The organism is Bradyrhizobium sp. WSM2254 (assembly GCF_000472645.1).
GTDB classification, from domain to species: Bacteria; Pseudomonadota; Alphaproteobacteria; order Rhizobiales; family Xanthobacteraceae; genus Bradyrhizobium; species Bradyrhizobium niftali.
The window spans coordinates 80937-107073 of sequence record NZ_AXAB01000023.1 but is presented as its reverse complement, the minus strand read 5'-3'; the positions used below and the strand labels follow the sequence as shown (position 1 = coordinate 107073).

Here is a 26137-nt window from a genome sequence, read left to right as displayed (position 1 = left end):
CGAGTAACCCCGGCCGAGACAGGCTAGGACTCATCCGTTAAATCGGCGTTAACCGTTCGGGCAGCATCGCCGATTCAGCCCGGTGGCCGTATACGCAAAACGACGCATTGCCGGGCGCACAGCGGCTCAGCGCGCATTGATGCTCTTCTTCAGCAGCGCAAACTGCTTCTTCAGCCGTGGCACGGCAAAATCGGTGAACGCCCGCACCTTGGGCACCGAGAGCCGCCCCTGCGGGCAGATCAAATGCGCCGGCATCTCCGGATCCTGGTCGGCGGCCAGCACGATCTCGAGCTCGCCGCGCGCGACCTGCTCGGCCACCTGGTACGAATACATCCGCGCCACGCCGCGCCCGGCGACCGCGGACGCCACGGCCGCATAGGTGCTGTTGACGACGAGGCGCGGGGTGAACTGGACCGTCCGGGCTGCCGACGAGCCCGCCTGTGGCGCGAAGGTCCAGGAATTGGGCAGATGCGCCAACGCCACGATCTGATGCTTGGCGAGATCGCCGGGGTCAGTGATGCGCGGATGCTGCTTCAGATAGCGGGGAGCCGCCACCACGACACGGCTGATCTCGCCGATCCGCATCGCCACCATCGCCGAATCCGCGAGATGGCCGATGCGAAGCGCGATGTCGACGCCCTCCTCGATCAGGTTGACCGCACGGTCGAACAGCAGGAGCTTTGCCGACACGGTCGGATAGGCGTCGAGAAACGCATCGAGGATCGGCCGCAGCACCATCTCCCCCGAGACCACCGGCGCGGTGATCGTGAGCAGGCCACGCGGCGCCGTGCGCGGTCCGGCCGCGATGTCGTCGGCCTCCTCCAGCTCGGTGAGCACGCGGCGGCAGATCGCGACATAACGCTCGCCCTCCTCGCTCAGCTTGATCGACCGCGTCGTCCGGTGCAGCAACTCGGCACCGACCCGCTCCTCGAGGAAGGCGATGGCGCGGCTCACCGCCGCCGGCGAACGGCCGAGCTTGCGCCCCGCGGCGGCGAGGCTGCCCTCGTCCACCGCAAGGACGAACACCTTCATCGCATCCAGACGATCCATGCGCTTCCCGCCGCCCCTGAGATTCCGGCTGAAGGCTAGGCGTTCGCGCCGGCCGCCACAACCGCCGCCGGGCGCCGATCCGGCATTCGTTCGCGCCGCGAAACAGTGTCTGCCGGAGAGCGCGTATTCGCAGCCGGGCCGCCGCGGCCTATCTCACGACCCAAGCCGGCCGCCGCCGGCGCAGTTCTCAAGCCAACAACAGGAGCCAGTCATGGGTATCGAGCAGAAGGTCGCCATCATCACCGGTGCATCGCAGGGCATCGGCGCCGCCCTGGTCCAGGGTTTTCGCGATCGCAACTATCGCGTCGTCGCAACGGCGCGCTCCATCAAGCCGTCGGGCGACGATGACGTCCTCGCCGTTGCCGGCGACATCGCCGACCGGGCCACCGCCGAGCGCGTGGTTTCGCAAGCCGTCGCCCGCTTCGGCCGCGTCGACACGCTGGTCAACAATGCCGGCATCTTCGTCGCCAAGCCGTTCACGCAATACACCGCCGAGGATTATGCGGCGGTGATGGGCATCAACGTCGCCGGCTTCTTCAATATCACACAGCTCGCCATCGCCGAGATGGAAAAGCAGGGCTCGGGCCACGTCGTGCAGATCACCACCACGCTGGTCGATCATGCCAATTCCAACGTGCCCTCGGTGCTGGCCTCGCTGAGCAAGGGCGGCCTCAACGCCGCGACCAAGTCGCTCGCGATCGAATACGCCAGGCGCGGCATCCGCGTGAACGCAGTGGCGCCCGGCGTCATCAAGTCGCCGATGCATCCGGTTTCGACGCATGCCGAGCTCGGCGCGCTGCATCCGGTCGGCCACATCGGCGAGATGTCCGACATCGTCGATGCCGTGCTCTATCTCGAGGGTGCGTCCTTCGTCACCGGCGAGATCCTGCATGTCGACGGCGGCCAGAGCGCCGGCCACTGAGCGAGAGGAGAGACGCCATGCCCATCGTCACCATTCAAGTGACCCGCGAGGGAACGACGCCGGGCGCGGCGTCGCTCACGGCGGAGGAGAAGGCCGCGCTGATCAAGGGATCGAGTCAGCTTCTGCTGGACGTGCTCGGCAAGCCGCTCGATTCCACCTTCGTCGTGATCGAGGAAGTCGACACCGAGAATTGGGGCTGGGGCGGCCTTCCCGTGCCGGAATTCCGGCGCCGCCGCGCCGCCCAGACAGGATGATCCGCGCGCGACCGAGCGCGCAGGAGGATGACATGACCAACGCTGTTACGAAGCAGCACGTCGACACCCGGCCGCGTCAGCGGCCGGGATCGACGCCACAGTCTACCTGGCGATATGCGGTGGCGGGTTTGTCCGCATCGCTCGTCGGGCTCGGCCTTGCCCGCTTTTCCTACACGCCGCTGATCCCGGCGCTGATCGCGGCAAAGTGGTTCAGCGCGTCAGATGTCGTGTATCTCGGCGCGGCGAACCTTGCCGGCTATCTCGCCGGCGCACTCGCGGCGCGCGCTGTCGCCGACCGCATCGGCGCGGTGCGCGCGTTGCGCGCGATGATGCTACTCGCCACGCTCTCTTTCTTCGCCAGTTCAGCCCCGGTGTCGTTCACCTGGTTCTTCGCCTGGCGCTTCCTGTCGGGTCTCACCGGCGGCATCATCATGGTGCTGGCGGCCTCCATCATTCTGCCGCGCGTTTCGGCCGCGAGGCGCGGCATCGTCGGCGGCGTGATCTTCGCGGGGGTTGGCCTTGGCGTCGCCGCATCGGGCACGCTGGTGCCGCTGCTGCTGCAACAAGGCCTGCAGCAGAGCTGGTATGGCCTCGGCGCCCTCTCCGCGCTGCTCACCCTCGCAAGCTGGTGGAACTGGCCTGCGGAGGCCAGGGCTGATGCTGCGCCGCCTTTGCATCACGCGAAGCACCACCATGCATCGACGGCGGCCCGCGCGCTGCTGGTCCAATACGGCCTCAACGCGGTGGCGCTGGTGCCGCACATGGTCTTCATCGTCGATTTCGTGGCGCGCGGCCTCGGCCAGGGCATCGCTGCGGGATCGCGCTACTGGGTGCTGTATGGTCTCGGCGCGATCGTTGGCCCGCTCGTCAGCGGCCATCTCGGCGACAGGGCAGGTTTTGGTCCGACCCTGCGGGCGGCCTTTCTGATCGAGGCGGCGGCCGTGCTGCTCCCGACCGTCAGCACCGCGCCGGTTTCGCTGATCGTGTCGAGTGTCGTGGTCGGCGGCTTCACGCCCGGCATCGTGCCGCTGGTGCTCGGGCGCATCCACGAGCTCGTCCCGCATTCTTCCGAGCAGCAGCGCGCAACATGGAGCCATGCCACGACCAGCTTTGCGCTGTTCCAGGCGGCCGCGGCTTACGGCTTCTCCTGGATTTACGCGCAGACCGGCGGCGACTATCTCGTGCTGTTCGGTTTAGGCGGCGGCGCCGTGGTCCTGGCGCTCGCAATTGATCTCGGCCTCGCCCTGATCGTCCCGCGCAGCTCCTGAGCGCGATGACGGAAGGCGAGCGGTGCTACCCGGCACCGGGCTTTGTCATGATTTGAGTAAGCGATCTCAGCAACTCGGTTTGCTTCAGGACCAACTCACATTGCTGTCGCGCATGCGTGCTCGACAGCTCAACCAACTCCGCCAGCGTTCTCGCACTGCCCAACTCCCGCGCATACTCCAGGGTCGCGCCCGCATTGACTTTCATCAGTTCGAGCACGACGACACGACACTCGGCTGCCGTTCCAATCGCCTCGATGAGGTGGCTTTCTGCGGTGGCGATTCCGTTGGCTTCCGATGTCGCATCGGCCAGCCGCGGCTTGGCGAGGTCCCTGGCATAATCCAGCGCAGCGTGAGCGCCAGTCTTCATGTCGTCCAAAGCACGCGCCTGAAACTCCTTGGCGATGTCCACGATGAGATCAATGGTGGTAGCGCCCGGAGGTTCAGGTGTTGCAACGATGACGCTGGCCGCTTCTTGTACTGGAACTGTCGCGGCAGCGGGCGCTGCTTGCGCAACCTGCGGCGCATCTTGCAGGACGACGGCGACCGGGCCCGGCTGCATCGCCAAGCCCTCGTCGACGGCACGGCTCACTTCCGCCGCCAGTTCCACCAGCGAGCGACGCCCTGCGCGTGCAACGTCAGCAGGCTGTCTTGAGCGCGGCTTGACCATGATCATTCGACTCCCTGATAAGGCGCTCCGAGATCCAACCCCACAGGGCCGCGATTTCCTCCGAGGCTTTTCCCTCCGGCGCGAACTCGGTCACGCCCAGCCCTGCCCCCAGCGCATCCTGGTGGTCGATGCGCTGCCCAATGCAGGGGAGCGCAAGCACGCCGAGCGAGTTGAGCGACGTGGCAGCTTCGCTCAGCCGGCCTCCCCGTGTGGGGGTCTGATTGAGGATGAAGGCAAACCGGCGATCGAGCCTGCGGGTCGCGATCAGCGTAGGTATTGCAGCTTCGATATCGGCCGGGCTCGGACGAGCCGGGATGAGACAAAGATCGGCACAGGCAATGGCGCGCGTCGCCAAGGCATTGTTCGTGGCGGCTGTGTCGATGATTGCGAGCCAGACCCCTTCGGCCCTGAGGCGGGATATCACCGGCTCAATTTCGGTGGGATCGGTAACGCAATCGACGCGAGGATAGGGATTCTCACGGCGCCCTTTCCATCTCGAGATCGTACCTTGCGCGTCCGCCTCAATGAGAGCAACGCGCTCTCCGCGGTGCATCGCTGCCACCGCTAGTCCAACGGACAGCGTACTCTTGCCGCTTCCGCCTTTCTGCGTGACCAGAGCAAGAACGTACATGTTCCGCGTTCTCCATAGGACGGCAACAACGTGGAACCCGGACATCGCCGGAAATAAATTTCTTGCAACGCAACAATGCTACCCTAAGTCGCGATTCGTCTCAAGCATCGCGAGCCTCTCCCGGTTATTTACGTAGCAAGATCAGGAATATTGCATCACGCCGTCGTCGATCCGGCCGAAGCGCAAGGAGACGATGTCGAGGGCGTAGTTCTGGTACAGCCGCCACGGCTGCTTCGAGCCTTGCTTGGGCATCTTCGCGACCGAGCGCTGCACATAGCCCGAGGTGAAATCGAGCGAGGGCTGCGCGGTGATTTCAGGATCCTCATTGTGCGGCATGCACTGGCGGAAATTGTGCCGGTCCATGTAGTTGATGAGCCGGCAGACATATTCGCAGGTGAGATCGCATTTCAGCGTCCAGGACGCGTTGGTGTAGCCGAAGGCCGACGCCATGTTCGGCACGTCGGCATACATCATGCCCTTGTAAGTCAGCGTATTGGCGAAATCGACGGCGCGGCCGTCGACGCTGACCTCGAGGCCGCCGACGACCTGGAGCACCAGCCCCGTCGCGGTGACGATGATATCGGCCGCAAGCTCTCGGCCGTCCTTCAGGCGGATACCATCGCGGGTAAAATTGTCGATCTCGCTCGTGACGACGGAAGCGCGCTGCTCGCGGATCGCCTTGAACAGGTCGCCATCCGGCACGAGGCACAGCCGCTGGTCCCAGGGATTGTAGCGCGGCGTGAAATGGGTGGCGACGTCGTAATCGGGCCCGAGCGCCATCTGCACACCGTTGAGGATGAGGTCCTTCACCTTCGCAGGCCTGCGCCGGCTGAGCTGGAAGAAGAACATTCCCCACATCACGTTGCGCCAGCGGATCAGATGATAGGCAAGCCGCGCCGGCAGGTTGCGCCGCAATTTGTTGGCGAGGGGATCCTGCGCCGGGCGCGACACAACATAGGTCGGCGAGCGCTGAAGCATGGTGACCTGCGCCGCCTTCTTGGCCAGTTCCGGCACCAGCGTCACTGCGGTTGCGCCCGAGCCGATCACGACGACGCGCTTGCCCGCGTAGTCGATGTCCTCGGTCCATTTCTGCGGATGCACGATGCGGCCGGCGAAATCCGCCGCGCCCTTGAACTCCGGCGTATAGCCCGCTTCGTATTTGTAATAGCCCGAGCACATGAACAGGAAATTGCAGGTGAAGCGCACCAGCTCGGTCGCGCCCTCGCCCGTCATGCGCTCCGCCTCGACGGTCCAGCCCGCGTCCGGCGTCGACCACGCCGCACGCTTGACGCGATGGCGAAAGCGGATGTGCTTCTCGATGCCGTTCTCGCTAGCTGTCTCGCGCACATAGTTCAGGATCTGCGGCCCGTCGGCGATCGCCTTCGGATCGGTCCACGGCTTGAACGAATAGCCGAGCGTGAACATGTCGCTGTCGGAACGGATGCCGGGATAGCGAAACAAATCCCAGGTGCCGCCGATACAGTCGCGGCCCTCCAGGATGACGTAGCTCTTGCCCGGGCATTTCGTCTGAAGATGATAGCCCGCGCCGATGCCGGACAGGCCGGCACCGACGATGAGGACGTCGAAATGTTCTTTGGCTTCGATCATGGCGTTCTCCCGCCGCACAGGATGGGCGGCGCCGCGCCGAATTGCAACCGTCAGGGGATGGTCGCGCCGTAGACACAGGCGGTGTCGAAATACTCGTGGAATTCGACTGCCTTGCCGTCCTTGAAGCGCCAGAAATCCACCTTCGGCGTCTTCGCGACCTTTTTGGTCTTCTTGTTGGTCCACGCGCATTCGCCGAGCGCGACGACGGTATCGCCCTGCGCGACGTACTCGTTCATCGTGTAGTACTGCATGCTCCAGTCGGCCAGCAGGCCGTCGAAATAGCCGCGCAGCTCGGTTCGGTCGTCATAACGCTTGGCAAAAGGCACCGGCTCGGCACCGCGCGGAATCGAATCGAACTTGATCTGCGGGCCGATGACCTTGTCGAACCAATAGTCGACGCTGGCTCCCTTGCTGTCGTTCCACTGGCGATAGGCTTCCTTCAACAGCTGAACGTTGGCTTCGCTGGACATAGCATTCCCTCCATATGCATTCTGAAAATGAACTGGGAAACGCGGCCGCCCGCCTCGAAAGTGGCAGGCTTGTTTTGGCTCTACCTCCGAGCGTACCACAGGGAATGGCGACAAAAAAAGGCCCCGGATCGCTCCAGGGCCTTTGTGTCGCAAGTGCGTGCCGATCAGTAGCGGTAGTGATCGCTCTTGTACGGGCCTTCCTGCTTCACGCCGATATAGTCGGCCTGATCCTTGCGCAGCTCGGTGAGCTTGACGCCGATCTTGGCGAGGTGGAGGCGCGCGACCTTCTCGTCGAGCGTCTTCGGCAGCACGTAGACTTCCTTCTTGTACTTGCCGTCCTTGTTGTTGGCGAACAGCTCGATCTGCGCCAGCGTCTGGTTGGTGAAGGACGCCGACATCACGAAGGACGGATGGCCCATCGCGTTGCCGAGGTTCACGAGGCGGCCCTCCGACAGCATGATGATGCGGTGCTTGTCGGGGAATTCGATCTCGTCGACCTGCGGCTTGATGTTGGTCCACTTCAGGTTACGCAGACCCGCGATCTGGATCTCGTTGTCGAAGTGGCCGATGTTGCAGACGATGGCGCGATCCTTCATCGCGCGCATGTGCTCGATGGTGATGATGTCCTTGTTGCCGGTCGCGGTGACGAAGATGTCGGCGCGCGGCGCGGCGTCTTCCATCGTCACGACCTCGTAGCCTTCCATCGCGGCCTGGAGCGCGCAGATCGGATCGACTTCGGAGACCATCACGCGGCAGCCGGCCTGGCGCAGCGAGGCGGCCGAACCCTTGCCGACGTCGCCGAAGCCCGCGACCATCGCGACCTTGCCCGACATCATCACGTCGGTGCCGCGGCGGATGCCGTCGACCAGCGATTCACGGCAGCCATAGAGGTTGTCGAACTTCGACTTGGTGACGCTGTCGTTGACGTTGATCGCCGGCCACAGCAGCGTGCCGGCCTTCTGCATGTCATAGAGACGATGCACGCCCGTGGTGGTCTCTTCGGAAACGCCCTTGATGCTCTTGGCGATCTCGGCGAAGTAACCCTTCGGCTTTTCCTTGAGCTGCTTCTTCAGAAGCGCGAAGAAGACTTCCTCTTCCTCGGAGCCAGGCTTGTCGAGGAAGGCGGTGTCGCCGTTCTCGGCACGCAGACCGAGATGGACGTACATGGTGGCGTCGCCGCCGTCATCGAGGATCATGTTCGGGTGACCGCCGCCGTGCCAGTCGAACAGTTTTGCGGTGTAGTCCCAGTACTCGGCCAGCGTCTCGCCCTTGACCGCGAAGACGGGAATGCCGGCTGCCGCGATCGCGGCGGCAGCGTGATCCTGCGTCGAATAGATGTTGCAGGAGACCCAGCGAATGTCGGCGCCGAGTGCAGCCAGCGTCTCGATCAGCACGCCGGTCTGGATCGTCATGTGCAGCGAGCCGGCGATGCGCGCGCCCTTCAGCGGCTGCTTCGGGCCATACTCCTCGCGGGTGGCCATCAGGCCGGGCATTTCGGTCTCGGCCAGCGAGAGTTCCTTGCGGCCGAAATCGGCGAGCGAAATGTCCTTGACGATGTAATCGGTGAAGCCGGGCTTCGCGTTCATAGGGGGTTCCTGTTTGTTTGGCTCGTCATTCCGGGTCGCTCGCGAAACGAGCAAACCCGGAAGCCGGAGGTTCGAGATTCCGGCGGCGCCGCTGTCGCGGCGCCCCGGAACGACGCAAGTGAACTAGAGCGCACGCTTGAGCGGCTCGACGAGATCGGTCTTCTCCCAGGAGAAGCCGCCCTCGTTGTCGGGCGTGCGGCCGAAATGGCCATAGGCCGAGGTGCGCGCGTAGATCGGGCGGTTGAGGTCGAGATGGCTGCGGATGCCGCGGGGCGTCAGATCCATCGCCTGCGCCGCCGCCTTCTCGAGCTGATCCTCCGGCACCTTACCGGTGCCGTGGGTGTCGATGTAGATCGACAGCGGCCGCGCCACGCCGATGGCGTAGGCGAGCTGCAGCGTGCAGCGGTCGGCGAGACCGGCGGCAACGATGTTCTTGGCGACGTAGCGCGCGGCGTAGGCCGCGGAACGGTCGACCTTGGTCGGATCCTTGCCGGAGAACGCACCGCCGCCATGCGGGGCCGCGCCGCCGTAGGTGTCTACGATGATCTTGCGGCCGGTCAGGCCGGAGTCGCCGTCGGGGCCGCCGATGTAGAACTTGCCGGTCGGGTTGATGTGCCAGATGGTCTTCGGCGTGATCCAGTCCTTCGGCAGCGCCTCGCGCACATAGGGCTCGACGATGTCGCGCACCTGGTTCGAGGTGAGGTCCGGCACCAGATGCTGGTGGGAGACCACGATCTCGCGCACGCCGACCGGCTTGCCGTTCTCGTACTGCACGGTGACCTGGCTCTTGGAATCCGGGCCCAGCACCTTCTCGCGGCCGGAGTGGCGCGCCTCGGAGATGAGGCGCAGGATCTTGTGGGCGTAGAAGATCGGCGCTGGCATCAAGTCGGGCGTCTCGTTGGTGGCGTAACCGAACATGATGCCCTGGTCGCCCGCGCCTTCTTCCTTGACCTCACCCGGCTGAAGCGCATCGACGCCCTGGGCGATGTCGGCCGATTGCGGATGCAGCAGAATCTCGATGTCGCAGGTCTTCCAGTGGAAACCTTCCTGCTCGTAGCCGATGTCCTTGATCGCGGCGCGCACGACGCCCTCGATCTGCTCGTTGGTGACGGACTTCGGGCCGCGGGTCTCGCCGGCGATCACGACCTTGTTGGTGGTCGCGAGCGTTTCGCAGGCGGCGCGGATCTGCCACGGGTCGATGCCGGCTTTCGGCCCCTCGCGGTAGAACAGATCGACGATTTCATCGGAGATCCGGTCGCAGACCTTGTCCGGATGGCCTTCGGACACGGACTCGCTGGTGAAGAGATAGGACGCGCGCATCAAGAAACCCCTTGTTCCGCCGCTGGATGGCGGTTCGTTTGCGATGTTTACCTTTGGATTATGTCAATCACGCCGGCGCGAGATGACGTAGGATTCGTCAAGAAACCAGAGCCCGTTGTACTTTCTCAGCACGTCCCTGGCGGCATCCAGAGTGCGGCCGTTTTGAGTCATTTCCGCCAACCGGTCGTCCTCGATCTGAGCGACATACACCGCCGCATTCCACGCTGCAAAGGCTGTCGAGGTTCCGATGGTACCCGTCACCTCGTTGGGCAGCGCTTCCATATCATACCTGAAGATCGAGCGGTTGTCCGCATAAGCATTAAAATTTAGGTCGCGGCCCAACGATCCGAGCTCATATTTGACTGCGCGCAATAGCTCATGACGGCTGACCGCGAAAGGATTTTCTCCAGGCCAGATTGCCTGAATCATTTCCATGCCGGGATCGTGACCATGAGAGTGAATACCGATCAGGCGCCCCCCCGGCCGCAATGCCCGCGCCAGAGGCGCAATGATCCGCTTTGCCCGGAAATTGACCGAGGACAGCGCGCGGTATGGCTGGGATGCAATAACGAGGTCGAAATTGGCCTCGGTCTGGCCCGGCCGCGGAATGGTCGAATCCAGCAGGAACCGGTGGTCCTCGCGATAGAGCACCAGGACGACGGGCCGCTCGTAGAGCGGCATGGCCGTGCGTGGGCTGATCGCAGCGCGCCAGTTCTGCTCCAGGAACGGCCGCAGCTCAGCGATCTGCTGCTCGAACTCGCCCGACGAGGCGCCCCGTAGCGGAACCTCATGCCAGACGGTGGCGGCCGCCGCTGCGGGCGATGCCGGCGTGAGCCAGGGCGCCTCCGAGTAGAACATGTTGGTGAAGACGAACACCGACGCAGGGTGCTCGAAAATGCGATCCGGCACCTTCTCCAGCGTCAGGCGCAAATCCTCGAGACTGAGCTCCTTGCCGGCGACATAGAACGGCATGTGTGGATAGCGCTGGTGCGTGGCGCGCAGCACCCGCGCGAGCACCGTGCCGTCGCCGACACCGGCGTCGAACACACGCAGCGCCGGCGGGCGCGGATGGATCGCGGCCAGCTCCAGCGCAACCCTGTCAGCGATCACCCGCTTTTCGCTACAGGTGTGGACGAACAGCAGATATTTCTGCCGGTTCTCGAAGAAACGGAAATTGCCGCGCGGATCGCGCTTTTCCGGGGGCACCTGAAGCCCGCGCGGCGGCGGCAGGCCGCCGGTCGTCGATGCCGCGATATAGGCCTGGATCCGCTCCAGCGTGTCGATGGTGATGCGCTTGCCCTCGCGCAAGCGCTGCACGAGCTTCCCATCGTTCACCGCACGCCGGCCAAACGTCGATTCCGCCATGTCCGCCGTGCGGCAGAACTCGGTGATTTGGCTCAGGATTTCGTCGTTTTTCATCTAGTGGGATTACAGTGGGCAGAAAAGTTGGGACCTACCTCCTAGCAAATTCTGCCCACTCAGGGAATACCCTCTGGAATTGCTCTACGCCCAGTCGCCCCCATCGTGCATTTGGCCGCGCCTACACTTGTCGGTATAGGTGGCGGATGGGGAAGTTCGGGGCTGGATATGTTCAGGGTGATTTGGCTCGCCGCTTGTCTTCTGGCGGCAGTATCGGGCGGCGCGCACGCAGGTTACCTGGACGAGAACCCCGACGAATTATTCGCATCGGTCTATGAAAGGATCGGCGCCCTGCCCGTGGCGGCGGCGCGCGACCCATTTGTCTGGCTGCGACTGGAAGAGCTGAAGCGCGAGCCATGCGACCAGAAGAGCATCGGCGATCTCGCCCTGATGCTGGACAAGCTCGGCTACCGGCGGCAGGCCGCTGACGGGCTTTACAAGTTCGTCATGAATTGCGGCGCGCCGATCACGGCGCTGCATCGCTCGATCAACATCTATCTCAAGCTCACGGATTATCCCCGAGCGGTCGAGGTCGCCGACGAGTTCATCCGGCGCGCACCAACCAATCACGACGCGCATTACTTGCGGGGCGTCGCGCTTGACGGCGTGCAAGACTACCGCCGCGCGCTGGCCGATTATTCCGACGCCATCGAGCTCTATGGTACGGACAAGAAATCGATCTCAAGTCGCGTCTTCCTGCGCATGGCAGGCGCCTATGCCGCTCTCAAACAGTTCTGCGAGGCAACAGCGCCGATCAGTCTATGGGTTGCGCTCGATCCAGCCGCCCGCGATACCAGCCAGACGCGAAAAATCATCGCGGACTACGAGAGCCAGGGCAACTGCGTCGCTTCGACCGGATCACGCAAGGAGAGCTTCCCTCTGCGCGGGGGAAAGGACGTTGCCACGGTGAAGGCTGCGATCAACGGCGTCTCCGGACTGTTCGTCCTCGATACCGGCGCGAGCTATGTGTCCGTGAAGGCCGCGTTTGCCAGCCGCGCCAAAATCTCGGACGCTGGCGCAAGTGAGATCACGCTCATCACGGCCAACGGCCAGAGCAAGGCAAAGCTCTCCAGGGCCGACAAGATTGCGCTGGGCAAGCTGGAGGCAACCAACGTGCCCGTGGCAATTCAGACCACGGACGACAAGAGCTTCGGTGCCGGTGTCGACGGTCTCCTCGGCATGAGCTTCCTGTCGCGGTTCGAAGTCCAAATGGCCGGCGGCGTCATCGAGGTCCGCACCCGCCAACCGAAGAAGTAGACCTGCATCCGAAAGCACAGGATCTGAACCGTCGGTCCCTTCGGGGCGACAAAGGGGCACGCCCCTTTATCTCTCACGTCGCCGGCATCCGAGGCCCCATGCGCCGCCTGTTCTTGGCATTCTGCCTGCTCACCGCAGCGCTATGGTCGGCGCCCGCATCCGCCCAGTCGCGCAACCAGCTCGGCCCGCTCTGCACCACCGAGACCACGCCGGCGGACCAGATGGTCGACGCCTGCACCAAGATCATCGCGCTGAAGGTCTTCAAGGGCGAGCAGCTTGCGCCCGTCTATTTCTGGCGCGCCGTGGGCTGGAACAAGAAGGGCGACTACGCCAAGGTCATCGCCGATACCACGGAGGCGATCCGGCTCCAGCCGAGTCAGGCGGTCTATAACCTCAGGGGATCGGCCTATTACGACAAGGGCGACTACGACATCGCGATCACCGATTTCGACGACGCCCTGAAGCTCGGCCCGCCCAGCGGCATCATCTTCCACAACCGCGGCAACGCCTGGCGGGGCAAGCACGACTACGCCAGGGCGATCGCCGACTACGACATGTCGATCAAATCAGATCCGAGATCGGCGTTCTCGTTCCAGAACCGCGGCATCTCGAAAGAAGCACTCGGCGATCTCGACGGCGCGCTCGCCGACATCAACCAGGCGATCCGGCTCGACCCGACGCTGCCGCAGCCGCTGATCAACCGCACCTCGATCTGGCGCGCCAAGGGCGACCTCGATCGCGCCATCGCCGATGGCAGCGAGGCGATCCGGCTCGCCAGGGAAAAGCCGCCGGCCAACATCATGACGCCGCCGAACAGTGTGCTGATCTCGGGCTACACCCATCGCGCGCTGGCCTATGAAGCGAAAGGCGACTACGCCCACGCGCGCGACGACTACAAGGCGACGCTGGCGATCGTGGCTTCCGACGCCGGCAGCAAGGCCAATCAGGCGACCGCAAAAGTGCGGCTGTCGCTGGTGAGCGATGCAGCCGTGCCGATCCCGCGCGATGCGCCCTCGCCCACAGCGCAGCCGACAGCAGCCCCTGCCCCGCAGCAGACCGGCGCGGCACCTGCGCCCTCGCCTGCTCCGGCCGTGCGCGGCACGCGCATGGCGCTGATCATCGGCAACGGCGCCTATGCGCATGTGAAGGCGCTGCCCAATCCACCCAACGATGCCCGCGCGGTCGCCAAGAGCCTGCGCGACATCGGCTTCACGGTGTCGGAGGGCGTCGACCTCGACCGCGCCGCGATGCAGAAGATGACGCGCGACTTCCTGCGCGATGCTGCGCGGGCGCAAGTTGCCGTGGTCTACTATGCCGGCCACGGCGTGCAGGTGGACGGCCGCAACTATCTCATTCCCGTCGACGTCGAGCTCAAGCCGGGCACGGGCATGACGGAGGCGATGATCGACATGGATACGATCATGGCCGGCCTCGACGACCAGGTCCGCACCAACATCTTGATCTTCGATGCCTGCCGCAACAATCCGATGGCACAGCAGGTGGCTTCCGCAGGCAGCAGTCGCGGCATCGAGGGCGCCTCGGGCCTCGCAGCTCCAACGAGCCTCGGCGCCGGCGCGACGCTGGGCGCCGGCACGCTGATCGCCTTCGCCACCGCGCCGGGCCAGGTCGCGCTCGACGGCGAAGGCGCCAACTCGCCGTTTTCCGCCGCCCTCTCCCGCCATATCGGCACGCCCGGGCTGGAGGTGCAGCAGATGCTGACGCGGGTGCGGGCGGAAGTGGTGTCGACCACGAAGAGCAAGCAGGTGCCGTGGTCGAACTCGTCGCTGCTGGGTGAGGTTTACCTGGCGGAGAAATGAGGGCGGGTTTGCGCTACTTAGCGTAAGCGTCTGCACTACCCGCCACGCTCTCGGTTGTCATCGCCCGCGAAGGCGGGCGATCCAGTATTCCAGAGACGGCGATGGATGCGGAGAGGCCGCGGCGTACTGGATTCCCCGCCTTCGCGGGGAATGACAGCGCAGCAAGCGGAGCTCAGTTGCCCCACACTTCCTTCGCGATCTCGACCGCCAGGCTGAGCTTGGCCCACTGCTCCTCTTCGGAGAGGATGTTACCTTCCTCGGTCGAAGCAAAGCCGCATTGCGGAGACAGCGCGAGCTGCTCCAGCGGCGCGAATTTGGCGGCTTCTTCCAGACGGCGCTTGATGTCGTCCTTCTTCTCGAGCTCACCGAACTTCGAAGTGATGACGCCGACCACGACGACCTTGTTGCCCTTGGGCAGGAAGCGCAGCGGCTCGAAGCCGCCGGCGCGGTCGCTGTCGTATTCGAGGAAGTAGCCGTCGTAATTGGTGCCGGCGAGCATGGTCTCGGCCACCGGCTCATAGCCGCCCGAGGAGATCCAGGTCGAGCGGAAATTGCCGCGGCAGACATGCGTCGTCACGACCATGTCGGCGGGCTTCTCGGCCAGCGCGTAGTTGATGATGCGCGCGTAGATCTGCTGGAGGCCGTCCGGATTGTCGCCGCGCTCGCGCGCCTTCTGCAATTCGTCCGGCGAGCAGAGATAGGCCCACACGGTGTCGTCGAACTGGAGATAGCGGCAGCCGGCATCGTAAAACGCCTTCACGGCCTTGCGATAGGTCTTGCCGAGGTCCTCGTAGAAGGCCTCGAGATCGGGATAGACGTCCTTGGAGATTGCCTTGCGGCCGCCGCGGAAATGCAGCACCGCCGGCGAGGGAATCGTCATCTTGGCGGTGACGTGGGCCTGGTCGGCGCACTTCTTCAGGAAGCGGAAATGATCCAGCATCGGATGGTCGTCGGGGAAATCGAGCTTGCCAATCACGCGGACCGCGTCATGCCGCGTCTCGACGCCCGCGAACTGGATGCCGGTGTCCGGGTGGAACATTTCGCAGCCGGTGAGCTTGGCCAGGAAGTCGAAATGCCACCAGGAGCGGCGGAATTCGCCGTCGGTCGCGAGCTTCAGCCCGACCGAGGCCTGCTTGTGCACGACCTTCTCGATCTCCATGTCCTCGATCTTGCGCAGATCGTCGGCCGAGATCTCGCCCTTCTCGAGTCGGCTGCGGGCTTCCTTGATCTTGGCGGGGCGCAGGAGGCTGCCGACCTCGTCGGCGCGGAAGGGGGCTTTGGTTCGCTGCATTTCTTGTCTCTCCCGTAATCTCAGTCGGCGCTCGTTGTACTCTCTCTCCACACCTGCGGGGAGAGGCGAAGATTAGTGGGCCACCGCCCCTGCGACTCCGAGGTGGCGCTCCAGGACCGCGGGGTCGGCCTTCAGCGCGGCGCTCGGGGCGTCGTGGACGATCGTTCCGCGTTCCAATATCACAACACGGTCGGCGAGCCCCAGTATCTTTTGTGCATTCTGCTCGACGATGATGGAGCAGATGCCGCCGGCCCGGGTGATGGTGCCGATCGCCTTCAACAGCTCCTCGACGATGATGGGGGCAAGGCCCTCGGTCGGCTCGTCCAGCAGCAGGACCTTCGGGTTGAGGGTCAGCGCGCGGCCGATCGCCAGCATCTGCTGCTCGCCGCCGGAGAGCTGGTTGCCAAAATTGCTCCGCCGCTCCTTCAGCCGCGGAAACATCTCGTAGACCCTCTCGACCGTCCAGGGACCGGGCTGGGCCACCGCGGTCATGTTCTCCTCGACCGTGAGCGAGCGAAAGATGTTGCGCTCCTGCGGCACCCAGCCGATGCCGGCGCGCGCCCGCTGGTCGGGACGGAGCGTGGTGACATCCGTGCCGGCGAGCGCGACGGTGCCGGAGAAGCGGCGGGTTACGCCGACGATGGAATTGATCAGCGTGGTCTTGCCGGTGCCGTTGCGTCCGAGCAGCGCCAGCACCTGCCCTTCGGCGAGGCGCAGGGACATGTTGGGCAGCACCACCGCCTCGCCATAGCCGGCGCGAAGTGCGTCGATTACGAGCAGGTCAGACATTGACCGCCTCCTCGCCGAGATAGACCGCCTTCACCTGCGGATCGCGCGCGACCTGCTCGGGCGGCCCTTCGGTGAGCAGCGCACCGGAGACCAGGACCGAAATCCGGTCGGCGAAGGAGAACACAAGATCCATGTCGTGCTCGATCAGCAGCACCGTGACGTCGCGCGGCAGGCTACCTACGACGGCGAGAATGTCGTGGCGCTCGCTCTCGGGCACGCCGGCGGCGGGCTCGTCAAGCAGCAGCACGCGCGGCTTGGCCGCGATCGCGACCGCGATCTCGAGCAGGCGCTGCTTGCCGTAGGGCAACGTCACGGTCTGTTCGTTCATGACGTCGAGCAGATGGAAGCGCGCGAGCAGATCGGCGATCTCGCCGTTGACGTCGCTGCGCGTGCCCATCCGCCGCCACCAGTCGCCGCCATGGCCGAGGCGCTCGGAGACGGCAAGGCCGATGGTTTCGAGCGGGGTCAGGTCGGGATAGAGCTGGTTGATCTGGAACGTGCGCGACAGGCCGCGCAGCACGCGCTTGTGCACGGGCAGGTCCGTGATGTCCTGGCCTTCCAGCAGGATGCGCCCGGAATTCGGCTTCAGCACGCCGGTGAGCTGGTTGATGACAGTGGTCTTGCCGGCGCCGTTCGGGCCGATCAGCGCATGGCGGGCGCCCTGCTCGATTCTGAGCGAGAGATCGCGGGTGACACGGAGACCACCGAACTGCTTTTCGAGGTTCTGGGTTTCGAGCGCGATGGTCATGCGTCGCTCTCCGGCACGGCGACGACCGCCTTGCGACCGGCAATCTGCTTGATGATGAGGTTCGGCACGTACAGTACCCAGCGATGCAGGCGCTGGCGGCCGACCAGCACGATCACGACCAGCACGAGGCCGATCCAGAACTGCCAGTATTGCGGGGTGATGGTGGAGAACAATTCCTGGAGCAGGCGGAACACCACCGCGCCGATCAGCCCGCCATAGAGATAGCCGGTGCCGCCGATCACGAGCACCAGCATCAGGTCGGCAGAGCGCTCGAAGGCGAACACGTCGAGCGAGGCGATCGCGGTGGTCTGGGTGAACAGCGCGCCGGCGATGCCGGCATAGAACGCCGCCAGCGTATAGATCGCGATCAGGCGGCGGTTGACGGGAATGCCGATCGCGGCCGCCCGCAGCGGATTGTTCTTGATCGCACGCAGCGACAGGCCGAACGGCGAATGCACGACGCGGCGGGCGAACAGGAACAACACGAACAGCACTGCCAGCGAATAGAAGAAGCCGGCCTTGCCGAACATGTCGAACGGGATCTCGCCGAGGATCGGCTGCATCTCGATGCCCTGCAGGCCGTCGGTGCCGCCGGTGATGTTGGAGAAGCGCTCGGCGAGCGCTTCCAGCAGCAGCGCGATGCCGAGCGTCACCATCAACCGGGTCAGGTCGACGCCGCGGATCACCAGGAAGCTGGTGGCAAAGCCCAGCACCATCGCGGCCAGGCCGGCCACGATCAGCGCGAGCACCGGCTCGTTGATGATGCCGTGAAGCGCAAGCAGGCCCGCGGCATAGGCCCCGACGCCGAAGAAGGCGGCATGGCCGAGCGAGACGATGCCGGCATAGCCGAGGATGAGATCGAGCGACATCGCAAACAGCGCCAGCCGCAGGATGTCGGTCATGATCAGATAGCGCGTGGGAAATGCAAAGCCGCAGGCCAGCACGATCAGCCAGAAGGCGACTTCGCCATAGTGCCAGCGCGCCTGGCGCTGGGCATGATAACCGACGTCGGAAGAAGCGCTCATCGGCGAACTCAACGCGCGGCCGTGCGGCCGAACAGGCCGTTCGGGCGCCAGATCAGGATCACGATCATCATGGTGTAGATCACGAAGGGGCCCATCTTCGGCACGTAATACTTGCCGGCGACGTCGCCGATGCCGAGCAGGAGCGAGGCCAGGAACGGGCCGGTGATCGAGGACGAGCCGCCGACGGTGACCACGATCAGGAAGTAGATCATGAACTTCAGCGGGAAATACGGGTCGAGGCCGAGGATCTCGGCGCTAAGCGCGCCACCGAGGCCGGCAAGCCCGCAACCAAAAGCAAAGGTGAAAGCGAACACCTGCGGCACGTTGATGCCGAGGCCGCTGGCGGCGCGCGGATCGTCAACGGCGGCGCGCAGCCGGCTGCCGAAACGCGTCTTGGCCAGCACCATCTGGAGCGCGATGGTGAGCAGGCCGCAGATCACGATGATCATCAGCCGGTAGCGGCCGATGCCGACGCCGAACAGGTCGAACTGGCCCTGGAGCGCGGCCGGCAGGTTGATGAAGACCCGCGACGAGCCCTGGATGTAGTCGACGGCGGCGACCGACATGAAGGTCAGGCCGATCGTGAACAGCACCTGGTCGAGATGGCTGCGCGTATAGAGATGGCGGTAGAGCGTACGCTCGAGCGCGATGCCGATCGCCGCCGACGAGACGAAAGCCAGCGGCAGCGCGGCGAAGAACGGCCAGCCCATCCGGTTGACCAGCACCATGCAGACATAGCCGCCGGTCATGGCGAAGGCGCCGTGGGCGAGGTTGACGAAGTTCATCAGGCCGAGCGTGACCGCGAGCCCGCAAGCGAGCACGAACAGCAGCATGCCGTAGGCAACGCCATCGAACAGGTTGGTGAGGATAGAGGTCATCGTAAGCGGGTGAACCCTGGTAATCACGTCGTCATTCCGGGGCAGCGCGCAGCGCTGAACCCGGAATCCATTTCAATCACGTCGAGATCCCGGTTTCGCGCTAAGCGCGCCCCGGGATGACGCGCTTTCGCGCGTCACTTCTTGGTCTTGCCGAGGTCCTTGACGGCTTCGAAGGTCGCAAACTCGACGTTGTAGAGCTCGCCGTCGACCTTCTCGACCTTGCGGATGTAGATGTTCTGCACGATGTCGCGGGTCTCGGGGTCGATCGAGATCGGGCCGCGCGGGCTCTCCCACTTCTGACCCTTCATGGCCTCGACCAGCTTGGTGCCGTCGGTATCGCCATTGGTCTTCTTCAGTGCTTCATAAATCAGGTGGATGCCATCATAGCCGCTCACCGCCATGAAGCCCGGACGAGTGCCGAAGGCCTTCTTGTAAGCCGCAACGAAATCCTTGTTCATCGCGGACGGATGCGCCGCCGAATACAGATGCGCGGTGACCGTGCCGAGCACGGCGTCGCCCATGTTGTTGAGGAGGTCGTCGTCGGTGACATCGCCCGGTCCGATCACCTTGATGCCGGCCTTGTCGAGGCCGCGCTCGGCATACTGCTTCATGAAGTTGCCACCCTGGCCGGCCGGCACGAACACGAAGATCGCGTCGGGCTTGGCGTCCTTCATGCGCTGAAGGAACGGCGCGAAATCGGGATTGGCGAGCGGCGTCTTCACCTCTTCGACCACCTCACCGCCGCCGGCGGTGAAATTCTGCTTGAAGAAGTTCAGCGCGTCGTTGCCCGGCGCATAGTCCGAGGTCAGCGTCGCCACCTTCTTGATGCCGTTCTTCACCGCCCAGTCGGCGATGATGGTCGAGGACTGCGCCAGGGTGAAGCTGGTGCGCACGATATAGGGCGAGCGCTCGGTGATGATGGAGGTGCCGGCCGCCATCACGACTTCCGGAATCTTGGCCTGGGTTGCCAGCGGCGCGGCGGCGAGGGCTGCCGGCGTCACGCCGAAGCCGGCGATGAAATTGACCTTGTCGTTGACGATCAGCTCCTGCGCGGCCGTCTTGGTCTTGTCCGGAATCGCGGCGTCGTCCTTGAGGATGATCTCGATCTTCTTGCCGGCGACGGTGTCGCCCTTCTGCTGCATGTAGAGCTTGATCGCGTTCTCGATCTGCTTGCCGGTCGAGGCCTGGCCGCCGGTCATCGGCAGGATCAGACCGACCTTGACGGTGTCCTCGGCCATGGCCGGCGCGACGGCCACCAAGCCTGCAACGGCGGCCACCGCGGCTGCCCAAGAAAGTTGTTTGCGTTCGAACATAAGAGTGTCCCTCCCCTTGATTCCTGACCTCTTGTGCGGCGAACCGAGTGCCCGGTCCTTGCCTCACTCTAGCTCACGCGCGAGCCTTATCGCGCGCCACATGGCGTCCTTGGCGCCCCCCTTGTCAATCGGACGTTTGGCGACCAATCGGCGCAAGCCGGGCGTCCCGTTTTCCGACGGCGGGGAGTGATGTTGCGGTTACGTCGAGGTGACCCGAACGCCCCGACCTTGGCTGCTTTTATCTATTTGTACGATTGTACAAATAAAATGGACCTGTCAACGAAAAAGCCCCCTCGCCGGCCAAGCCACTTTGTCGCGAGCCCCGCGCCGCAGTCTAGAAACGCGACGGGCCGCGTGGATGGAAGATTTCGTCTTTCTTTTGCAGAATTGGTACATCCGGGGCCCCGGGTCGGCTCCAACTCGGTAACTTATTACCTACCTCGAATAAGTCTCTTTTACCTTGTTGAAGGCTACTCTCTCGGCGCCAGCCTGACCCGGCGTCCAACCAGACCGAACCCGCGCGTCCCCACAATGCCTAAGCCTTTCCGCTCCCTCCTGCCCCTCCTCGCGCTTGCCGCAGGACTGTCCGGCTGCGGCACGGTCAATGAGAAGCTGTCCTCCGGCATGGGCGATTACGTGCCGCAATGGGCCGGCGGCCTGCCGGCCGACGCCCCGCCGCGGGCAGGCACGCCGCAATACGACGCCTACATGAAGGAGCGCGAGCGCAAGCGGCTAATGCCCGCGGCTGATCGCGAGAAGGAAGAGCAGGCGCAGAAGGGCGCGACGGGCGTGACCTCAGGCAACGCGGTGCGCTGAGACGGTGCGCTCCCTCGCCCCGCTTGCGGGGAGAGGGTTGGGGTGAGGGGGAGTCTCCACGGGGACGGTGACAGTTGGACTCGCGGACAGTCCCCCTCACCCGGATTGCATCTTCGATGCAATCCGACCTCTCCCCGCAAGCGGGGAGAGGTGAAGGCATATCAATCCATGAACACCACGGTTTTGCGGCCGTTGAGGATGACGCGGTCGTCGAGGTGATAGCGGATCGCGCGCGCCAGCACGCGGCGCTCGATGTCGCGACCCTTGCGGACGAGATCTTCCGGCGTGTCGCGATGGCTGATGCGCTCGACGTCCTGGTCGACGATCGGACCCTCGTCGAGGTCGCGCGTGACGTAATGCGCGGTGGCGCCGATCAGCTTGACGCCGCGCTCATGGGCCTGGTGATAGGGTTTTGCGCCCTTGAAGCCCGGCAGGAACGAGTGGTGGATGTTGATGCAGCGGCCGGCGAGCTTCGCCGACAGATCATCCGACAGGATCTGCATGTAGCGCGCCAGCACGACGAGATCGGTCCCGGTCCTGGCCACGAGATCGAGGATCTGCGCCTCCTGCTCGCGCTTGGTTTCCTTGGTGACAGGCAGATGGTGGAACGGGATGCCGCCGAAATCGAGCCCGGCATAGGCCTCGCGCGGATGATTGGAGACGATCGCAGTCGGGACCATCGGCAATTCGCCGGTGCGCCAGCGATAGAGGATGTCGACCAGGCAATGGTCGGACTTCGACACCAGCAGCATCACCTTGCGATGCGCGGCGCGGTCGCGCATCTGCCACTCCATGCCGAAGCGCTCCGCGATCGCGGCAAAGCCGGTCTGGAGCGCGGACAGCTCCACGGCGAGATCGGCGGCGGTGAACACCACCCGCATGAAGAACTTCTTGGTCTCGACGTCGTCGAACTGCTGCGCGTCGAGAATGTTCTGTCCGTTGTGGGCCAGGAAGGTCGACACCGCCGAGACGATGCCGGGGCGATCCGGACAGGACAGGGTCAGGACATATTGATGATCGGGCATGGCTCTTGATGAAGGTTTGGGCAAATGATGCGGAACAACCCGCGATTTGCGCCCTGCTCTATCACCGACCCCGCCCTTGCGCCAATCCCAAGACTTGCTTCTACCTGAAACGCAGAGTCAGGATGAACGGACAATTGCGATTTATACCGGAGCACGCCCATGGCCGACCGCTTGAACGGCTACCGCATCCTGATCCTGGAAACGCGCGAGGAGGCGCAGTTCTCAAAGCTCCTCGCCGAGCAAGGCGCCGACGTCGTGCAGTGCCCGATGTTCACCATCCACGATGCGCCGGACCCTGCCCCGGTCGAGGCCTGGATCCGACGTGCCATCGACAGGCCCTTTGACGATCTCGTGCTGATGACCGGCGAAGGCCTGCGGCGGATCATGAAGCTCGCGCGGGCCCGTGGTCTCGACCAGGCTCTGGTCGCAGCCCTCGCCAAATCGCGTAAATTCACCCGCGGGCCGAAGCCCGGCAAGGCGCTGCGCGAGATCTCGCTCGAGGCGCAGCAGACCACGGAGAAGCCGACCACCGAGGGCGTGATCGAGATGCTGGGCAAGCTCGACCTGAAGGGGCATCGCCTCGGCCTCCAGCTTTATCCGGACAAGGACCACAGCGCACTGACCGGCGCACTCTCGGCGCAAGGCGCCGAGGTCGATACCGTGCTGCCCTATGTCTACGATCCCAAGGCGGCGGATGCCAACATCGTCGCCGCCATCGACGACATGGCGGAGGGGCGGATCGATTCCATCGCGCTGACCAATCTCGGCCAGGTCCGCCGCCTGATCGAAGCCGCCAAGGCGCATGGCAGCGAAGCGAGGTTGCACGCAGGGTTGGAGCGGACGCTGATTGCGTCGGTGGGCCCTGCCGTGTCGGGCGAGCTCGCTGCGCATGGCCTGCGCACGGACATCGCACCGGCGGAAGATGCGTATTTCATGCGGCCGCTGATTTCGGCGATGGCGGCAGCGCTGGCGGAGAAGAAGCCGAAAGTACCGGTGACTTGAGAATCTCTAGCACGGTCGTGCCGAAGCAGGATCCTAACCACGCACGACACGATAGACGCACGCATTTCCTTCGACGCCGCGGAGAGGTGCATCAAACTCAACGATGGCGTGGCCTGCGAGGAGGCCACTGACGCCCGGCGCCGAATAAAGCGCTTCCGAGAGACAGATTTCGCCGGCATCGGCCAACGCTTGCACGCGCGCCGCAACATTCACAGTCTGCCCGAAGTAGTCCAGATTTTCATTGAGGGTCACTGCAATCGACGGACCACAATGCGCTCCGATCTTCAGGATGATGCTCGGATCGCCATGCTCGCTGTTGTAGCGTTCTATCTCTCCGAGCATATGCAACGCCGCAGAGACCGCGTCTGTCGGGCGGGAGAAGACCGCCATCACGGCATCCCCGATCGTCTTGACGATGGCGCCGGAATGCGCCTGGACGGTCGCTCCCAGCAAGGCAAAATGCTCGCGGACCAGGGCATAGGCATTCAGATCACCGAGACGCTCGTACATCGCGGTCGAACCCTTGAGATCCGTGAACAGCAAGGTCACCTGCCGGATGCCGAGGCCTTCCCGCTCGTCGACGCGTTCCGAGCGGAACAGGCGGCGGAAGGTATGTCGCGCAAGTAACATGCCGCCTGACATATACGGTTCGAACTCGAGCGCAGGCTTGGTCGTCTGGGCCAGGACTTCGGGCGGCCAATTGATCAGGAGCAATGAGCCTCGCACTGCGCCGGAGTTCTCCACGTCGATCACAACGGGGCCGGGCGGGACGACGGACAGCGAAGGCGAAAAGCGCCGCGCATCATATCCGACCCGCAGGACGGTCGGCGCGGTTGCGGGTTCGCCTGCGACCGAGACCACGAATGCAGCCTGCGTTTGGATGTTGACGCCGGCCAGGGCACCGGGACCGAGGTCGGCGCGAAGAGATGTGGTCGAGCCCGGCGGCAAGAACGCAAGTCCGCGAACCAATCCACGCAGGAAATCGAGAAATCGGACCTGCTGACCGGGCATGCGCGCGTCGCCCAAGAAACGAAGCTTCCAGTGGAAATCCTCGATCGAAAGGGAATGAGGATCATGAAATGGAATCCGCCGGAGGTGCGGCGAGACCGTAAACGTAACCTCAATGAAATCGTCGAGGTTGGTCTCACCGCTGACGTCGCAGAGGCCGCAAACGTAATGGGTCTTCAGGGTACGCAGAGCGCCAAAGCTGTCGAGCACCATGCCGGACTGGGGACAAACAACGTCCCAACTCATCTCGAACAACCCGCTCCTGGTCGCATGGAGAAACAGGTCGATGCTTTCCGCCTCGGTAATGGCGCGATCACGCGCGAACGCCAGGGGATTGATCCGGTAGAGCGAGAGATCGTCACCGCTCCTGATAAGCGTTTCAAATTTCGAGATCACGCGTGGGCTCCAGGATCGGGCCTGCTCAATCTCGGTCATCTTGCTTTCGAGGAGTCGCTCCTGGATGTTGGTCATCGTGCGCCTGAGTCATTGCGAGTCACGAGCCGGAATGGTTGCAGCGCGTTGAGCGCGGCATTTGCACCGCCAACCAGGCGACGATGCCTAGCTCGCCACCTGCGAGGCGGCCGACATCAACTCCTGAGGGCTTGGAGCCCCGAACATGCGCTGGCCGCCTTCAGGAACCTCGGTAAAGGTCCAGCGCACGATCCCCTCGCGATCGAGCAGGAACTGGCCGAACAGCTGGCCCTGGCCGGTTGCCGCCATGCGCTGATCGGCCTCCATCATCTCGTAGCCGTCCTTTTTGTTGAGGTATTCGGCAGCCGCCAACCGATTCATCGGCCCCGACGTTTCGCCGGGCATGTCGACCTGCATGCTCATGATGACGTCCATACCCACCTTGCGCGGCCACTCGGTCTCGTGGTCCGTAAACTCGAGATTGGGCAGGCCGAACGCGCGGTGCGAGACCCGGTCGGGGTCGGACGCGGCGAGCAGGTTGGGCAAGGGATGATAGCGGAAGTAGAGCCGCGCGCGTTCGATGGGCGTATTCACGACCGTGAGACTTTCGACGCCCTTTTCGTGCAGCGCTGCGCCAAGTTGCGCCTGTGCCGCGATATGGCGCCGACAGAACGGGCAGCGCAGCCCTCGAAACAAGCCGATCAATATCGGGCTCTGCCCGCGAAAATCTTCGAGCGCGATCTTTCCCTCGCGTGTGATGGCGTCCAGCACAATATTCGGTGCACGATCGCCCGGTTGAAGTGGTCCATCGGCATGACGTTCTGACATGGTTGAACTCCCTCACTTTTAGCTAACGATGCTTAGCCTGCCACCTGCGAGGCAGCCGACATCAACTCCCGGGGGCTCGGCGCCTCGAACATGTGCTGGCCTCCGTCAGGAATCTCGGTGAAGCTCCAGCGCACAATCCCCTCGCGATCGAGCAGAAACTGCCCAAACAACTGGCCAAGGCCGGTTGCTTCCATGTGCTTGTCGGCTTCCATGATCTCGTAACCGTCCTTTTTGTTGAGGTAGTCAAACGCCGCCAGTCGATTCATCGGTCCGGATAATTCGCCCGGAATTTCGACCTGCATGCTTCTCACCACATCCATGCCCACCTTGCGCGGCCACTCGGTTTCGTTCTCCGTAAACTCGAGATTGGGCAGGCCGAACGCACGGTGCGAGACCCGCTCGGGGTCGGACGCGGCGAGCAGATNGGGCAATGGATGATAGCGGAAGTAGAGCCGCGCNCGTTCGATGGGCGTATTCACGACCGTGAGACTTTCGACGCCCTTTTCGTGCAGCGCTGCGCCAAGTTGCGCCTGTGCCGCGATATGGCGCCGACAGAACGGGCAGTGCAGCCCTCGAAACAAGCCGATCAATATCGGGCTCTGCCCGCGAAAATCCTCGAGCGCAATCTTTCCCTCGCGCGTGATGGCATCCAGCACGATGTTCGGTGCGCGTTCGCCCGGTTGAAGCGGTCCGTCGACATGAAGTTCTGACATGGTTGAACTCCTTCATATGAC

Annotated in this window: 25 protein-coding genes; 7 read left to right on the top strand and 18 right to left on the bottom strand. The window is 64.0% G+C overall.

What is annotated here, in order from left to right:
* Positions 1–126: 126 nt before the first annotated feature.
* A complete protein-coding gene (locus A3M7_RS0117645; protein ID WP_027545116.1) occupies positions 127–1050 on the bottom strand; it encodes a LysR family transcriptional regulator in 924 nt (307 codons plus the stop codon).
* A gap of 211 nt (positions 1051–1261) precedes the next feature.
* On the opposite strand from A3M7_RS0117645, the gene A3M7_RS0117640 reads away from it, so the two are divergent.
* From A3M7_RS0117640 to A3M7_RS0117630, 3 genes are read left to right on the top strand one after another with little or no spacing between them, the layout of a single operon-like run.
* Positions 1262–1972 (top strand): SDR family NAD(P)-dependent oxidoreductase, encoded by a 711-nt coding sequence (locus A3M7_RS0117640; RefSeq protein WP_027545115.1) that lies wholly within the window; start codon positions 1262–1264, stop codon positions 1970–1972.
* Between the two features lie 17 nt (positions 1973–1989).
* Positions 1990–2226: a 4-oxalocrotonate tautomerase family protein gene (locus A3M7_RS0117635; protein ID WP_027545114.1), complete on the top strand. Its 237-nt coding sequence runs from the start codon at positions 1990–1992 to the stop codon at positions 2224–2226.
* Between the two features lie 32 nt (positions 2227–2258).
* A complete protein-coding gene (locus A3M7_RS0117630) occupies positions 2259–3494 on the top strand; it encodes a YbfB/YjiJ family MFS transporter (RefSeq protein WP_027545113.1) in 1236 nt (411 codons plus the stop codon).
* Positions 3495–3519: 25 nt separating this feature from the next.
* On the opposite strand, the gene A3M7_RS0117625 is transcribed toward A3M7_RS0117630, so the two are convergent.
* From A3M7_RS0117625 to A3M7_RS0117595, 7 genes are all read right to left on the bottom strand, one after another.
* On the bottom strand, positions 3520–4167 hold the full coding sequence (locus A3M7_RS0117625) for a phasin family protein (RefSeq protein WP_027545112.1): 648 nt from the start codon (positions 4165–4167) through the stop codon (positions 3520–3522).
* A complete protein-coding gene (locus tag A3M7_RS0117620; RefSeq protein ID WP_027545111.1) occupies positions 4130–4792 on the bottom strand; it encodes a ParA family protein in 663 nt (220 codons plus the stop codon). Before A3M7_RS0117620 ends, A3M7_RS0117625 begins: the two co-directional genes overlap by 38 nt.
* 141 nt (positions 4793–4933) lie before the next feature.
* A complete protein-coding gene (locus A3M7_RS0117615) occupies positions 4934–6400 on the bottom strand; it encodes an NAD(P)/FAD-dependent oxidoreductase (RefSeq protein ID WP_027545110.1) in 1467 nt (488 codons plus the stop codon).
* 50 nt (positions 6401–6450) lie between these two features.
* Positions 6451–6870, bottom strand: coding sequence for a nuclear transport factor 2 family protein (locus tag A3M7_RS0117610; protein WP_027545109.1), 420 nt, complete (start codon positions 6868–6870; stop codon positions 6451–6453).
* A 164-nt stretch (positions 6871–7034) separates the two neighbouring features.
* Positions 7035–8456, bottom strand: a complete 1422-nt coding sequence (gene ahcY, locus A3M7_RS0117605) for an adenosylhomocysteinase (RefSeq protein ID WP_027545108.1) — start codon at positions 8454–8456, stop codon at positions 7035–7037.
* Positions 8457–8579: 123 nt separating this feature from the next.
* The gene (gene metK, locus A3M7_RS0117600; protein WP_027545107.1) at positions 8580–9776 is read right to left on the bottom strand and encodes a methionine adenosyltransferase; all 1197 of its coding nucleotides are present in this window, start codon (positions 9774–9776) and stop codon (positions 8580–8582) included.
* Between the two features lie 63 nt (positions 9777–9839).
* Complete coding sequence (locus A3M7_RS0117595; protein WP_027545106.1) at positions 9840–11195, bottom strand: hypothetical protein; 1356 nt, start codon at positions 11193–11195, stop codon at positions 9840–9842.
* A gap of 168 nt (positions 11196–11363) precedes the next feature.
* On the opposite strand from A3M7_RS0117595, the gene A3M7_RS0117590 reads away from it, so the two are divergent.
* Together A3M7_RS0117590 and A3M7_RS0117585 are read left to right on the top strand one after the other, a co-directional pair.
* Positions 11364–12452 (top strand): retroviral-like aspartic protease family protein, encoded by a 1089-nt coding sequence (locus A3M7_RS0117590; protein ID WP_027545105.1) that lies wholly within the window; start codon positions 11364–11366, stop codon positions 12450–12452.
* A gap of 98 nt (positions 12453–12550) precedes the next feature.
* Positions 12551–14269, top strand: coding sequence for a caspase family protein (locus A3M7_RS0117585; protein ID WP_027545104.1), 1719 nt, complete (start codon positions 12551–12553; stop codon positions 14267–14269).
* Positions 14270–14441: 172 nt separating this feature from the next.
* Here the strand turns inward: A3M7_RS0117585 and A3M7_RS0117580 are convergent, their stop codons facing one another.
* The 6 genes from A3M7_RS0117580 to A3M7_RS0117555 form a co-directional block, all read right to left on the bottom strand.
* The gene (locus tag A3M7_RS0117580; protein WP_027545103.1) at positions 14442–15560 is read right to left on the bottom strand and encodes a cobalamin-independent methionine synthase II family protein; all 1119 of its coding nucleotides are present in this window, start codon (positions 15558–15560) and stop codon (positions 14442–14444) included.
* 72 nt (positions 15561–15632) lie between these two features.
* On the bottom strand, positions 15633–16349 hold the full coding sequence (locus A3M7_RS0117575; RefSeq protein ID WP_027545102.1) for an ABC transporter ATP-binding protein: 717 nt from the start codon (positions 16347–16349) through the stop codon (positions 15633–15635).
* Positions 16342–17097 (bottom strand): ABC transporter ATP-binding protein, encoded by a 756-nt coding sequence (locus A3M7_RS0117570; RefSeq protein ID WP_027545101.1) that lies wholly within the window; start codon positions 17095–17097, stop codon positions 16342–16344. Before A3M7_RS0117570 ends, A3M7_RS0117575 begins: the two co-directional genes overlap by 8 nt.
* The gene (locus A3M7_RS0117565) at positions 17094–18122 is read right to left on the bottom strand and encodes a branched-chain amino acid ABC transporter permease (RefSeq protein WP_027545100.1); all 1029 of its coding nucleotides are present in this window, start codon (positions 18120–18122) and stop codon (positions 17094–17096) included. The genes A3M7_RS0117570 and A3M7_RS0117565 overlap by 4 nt, the downstream gene beginning before the upstream one ends.
* A gap of 8 nt (positions 18123–18130) precedes the next feature.
* Complete coding sequence (locus A3M7_RS0117560; RefSeq protein WP_027545099.1) at positions 18131–19000, bottom strand: branched-chain amino acid ABC transporter permease; 870 nt, start codon at positions 18998–19000, stop codon at positions 18131–18133.
* A gap of 134 nt (positions 19001–19134) precedes the next feature.
* Entirely contained in the window at positions 19135–20313 is a 1179-nt protein-coding gene (locus tag A3M7_RS0117555) for an ABC transporter substrate-binding protein (RefSeq protein ID WP_027545098.1), read from the bottom strand.
* A 531-nt stretch (positions 20314–20844) separates the two neighbouring features.
* Here A3M7_RS0117555 and A3M7_RS0117550 point away from each other — a divergent pair.
* Positions 20845–21129 (top strand): hypothetical protein, encoded by a 285-nt coding sequence (locus A3M7_RS0117550; protein WP_027545097.1) that lies wholly within the window; start codon positions 20845–20847, stop codon positions 21127–21129.
* Positions 21130–21290: 161 nt separating this feature from the next.
* Here the strand turns inward: A3M7_RS0117550 and purU are convergent, their stop codons facing one another.
* Positions 21291–22154, bottom strand: coding sequence for a formyltetrahydrofolate deformylase (gene purU / locus A3M7_RS0117545; RefSeq protein ID WP_027545096.1), 864 nt, complete (start codon positions 22152–22154; stop codon positions 21291–21293).
* A 159-nt stretch (positions 22155–22313) separates the two neighbouring features.
* Between purU and A3M7_RS0117540 the strand changes: the two genes are divergently transcribed.
* The gene (locus A3M7_RS0117540) at positions 22314–23156 is read left to right on the top strand and encodes a uroporphyrinogen-III synthase (protein ID WP_027545095.1); all 843 of its coding nucleotides are present in this window, start codon (positions 22314–22316) and stop codon (positions 23154–23156) included.
* Positions 23157–23189: 33 nt separating this feature from the next.
* Here A3M7_RS0117540 and A3M7_RS0117535 read toward each other — a convergent pair whose 3' ends face one another.
* From A3M7_RS0117535 to A3M7_RS0117525, 3 genes are all read right to left on the bottom strand, one after another.
* Complete coding sequence (locus A3M7_RS0117535) at positions 23190–24635, bottom strand: adenylate/guanylate cyclase domain-containing protein (RefSeq protein WP_027545094.1); 1446 nt, start codon at positions 24633–24635, stop codon at positions 23190–23192.
* Between the two features lie 87 nt (positions 24636–24722).
* Positions 24723–25403, bottom strand: a complete 681-nt coding sequence (locus A3M7_RS0117530) for a redoxin domain-containing protein (protein WP_027545093.1) — start codon at positions 25401–25403, stop codon at positions 24723–24725.
* Positions 25404–25435: 32 nt separating this feature from the next.
* Positions 25436–26116 carry a redoxin domain-containing protein gene (locus A3M7_RS0117525; protein WP_027545092.1) on the bottom strand — a complete coding sequence of 227 codons (681 nt, stop codon included), beginning with the start codon at positions 26114–26116 and terminating at the stop codon, positions 25436–25438.
* Positions 26117–26137: the final 21 nt, after the last annotated feature.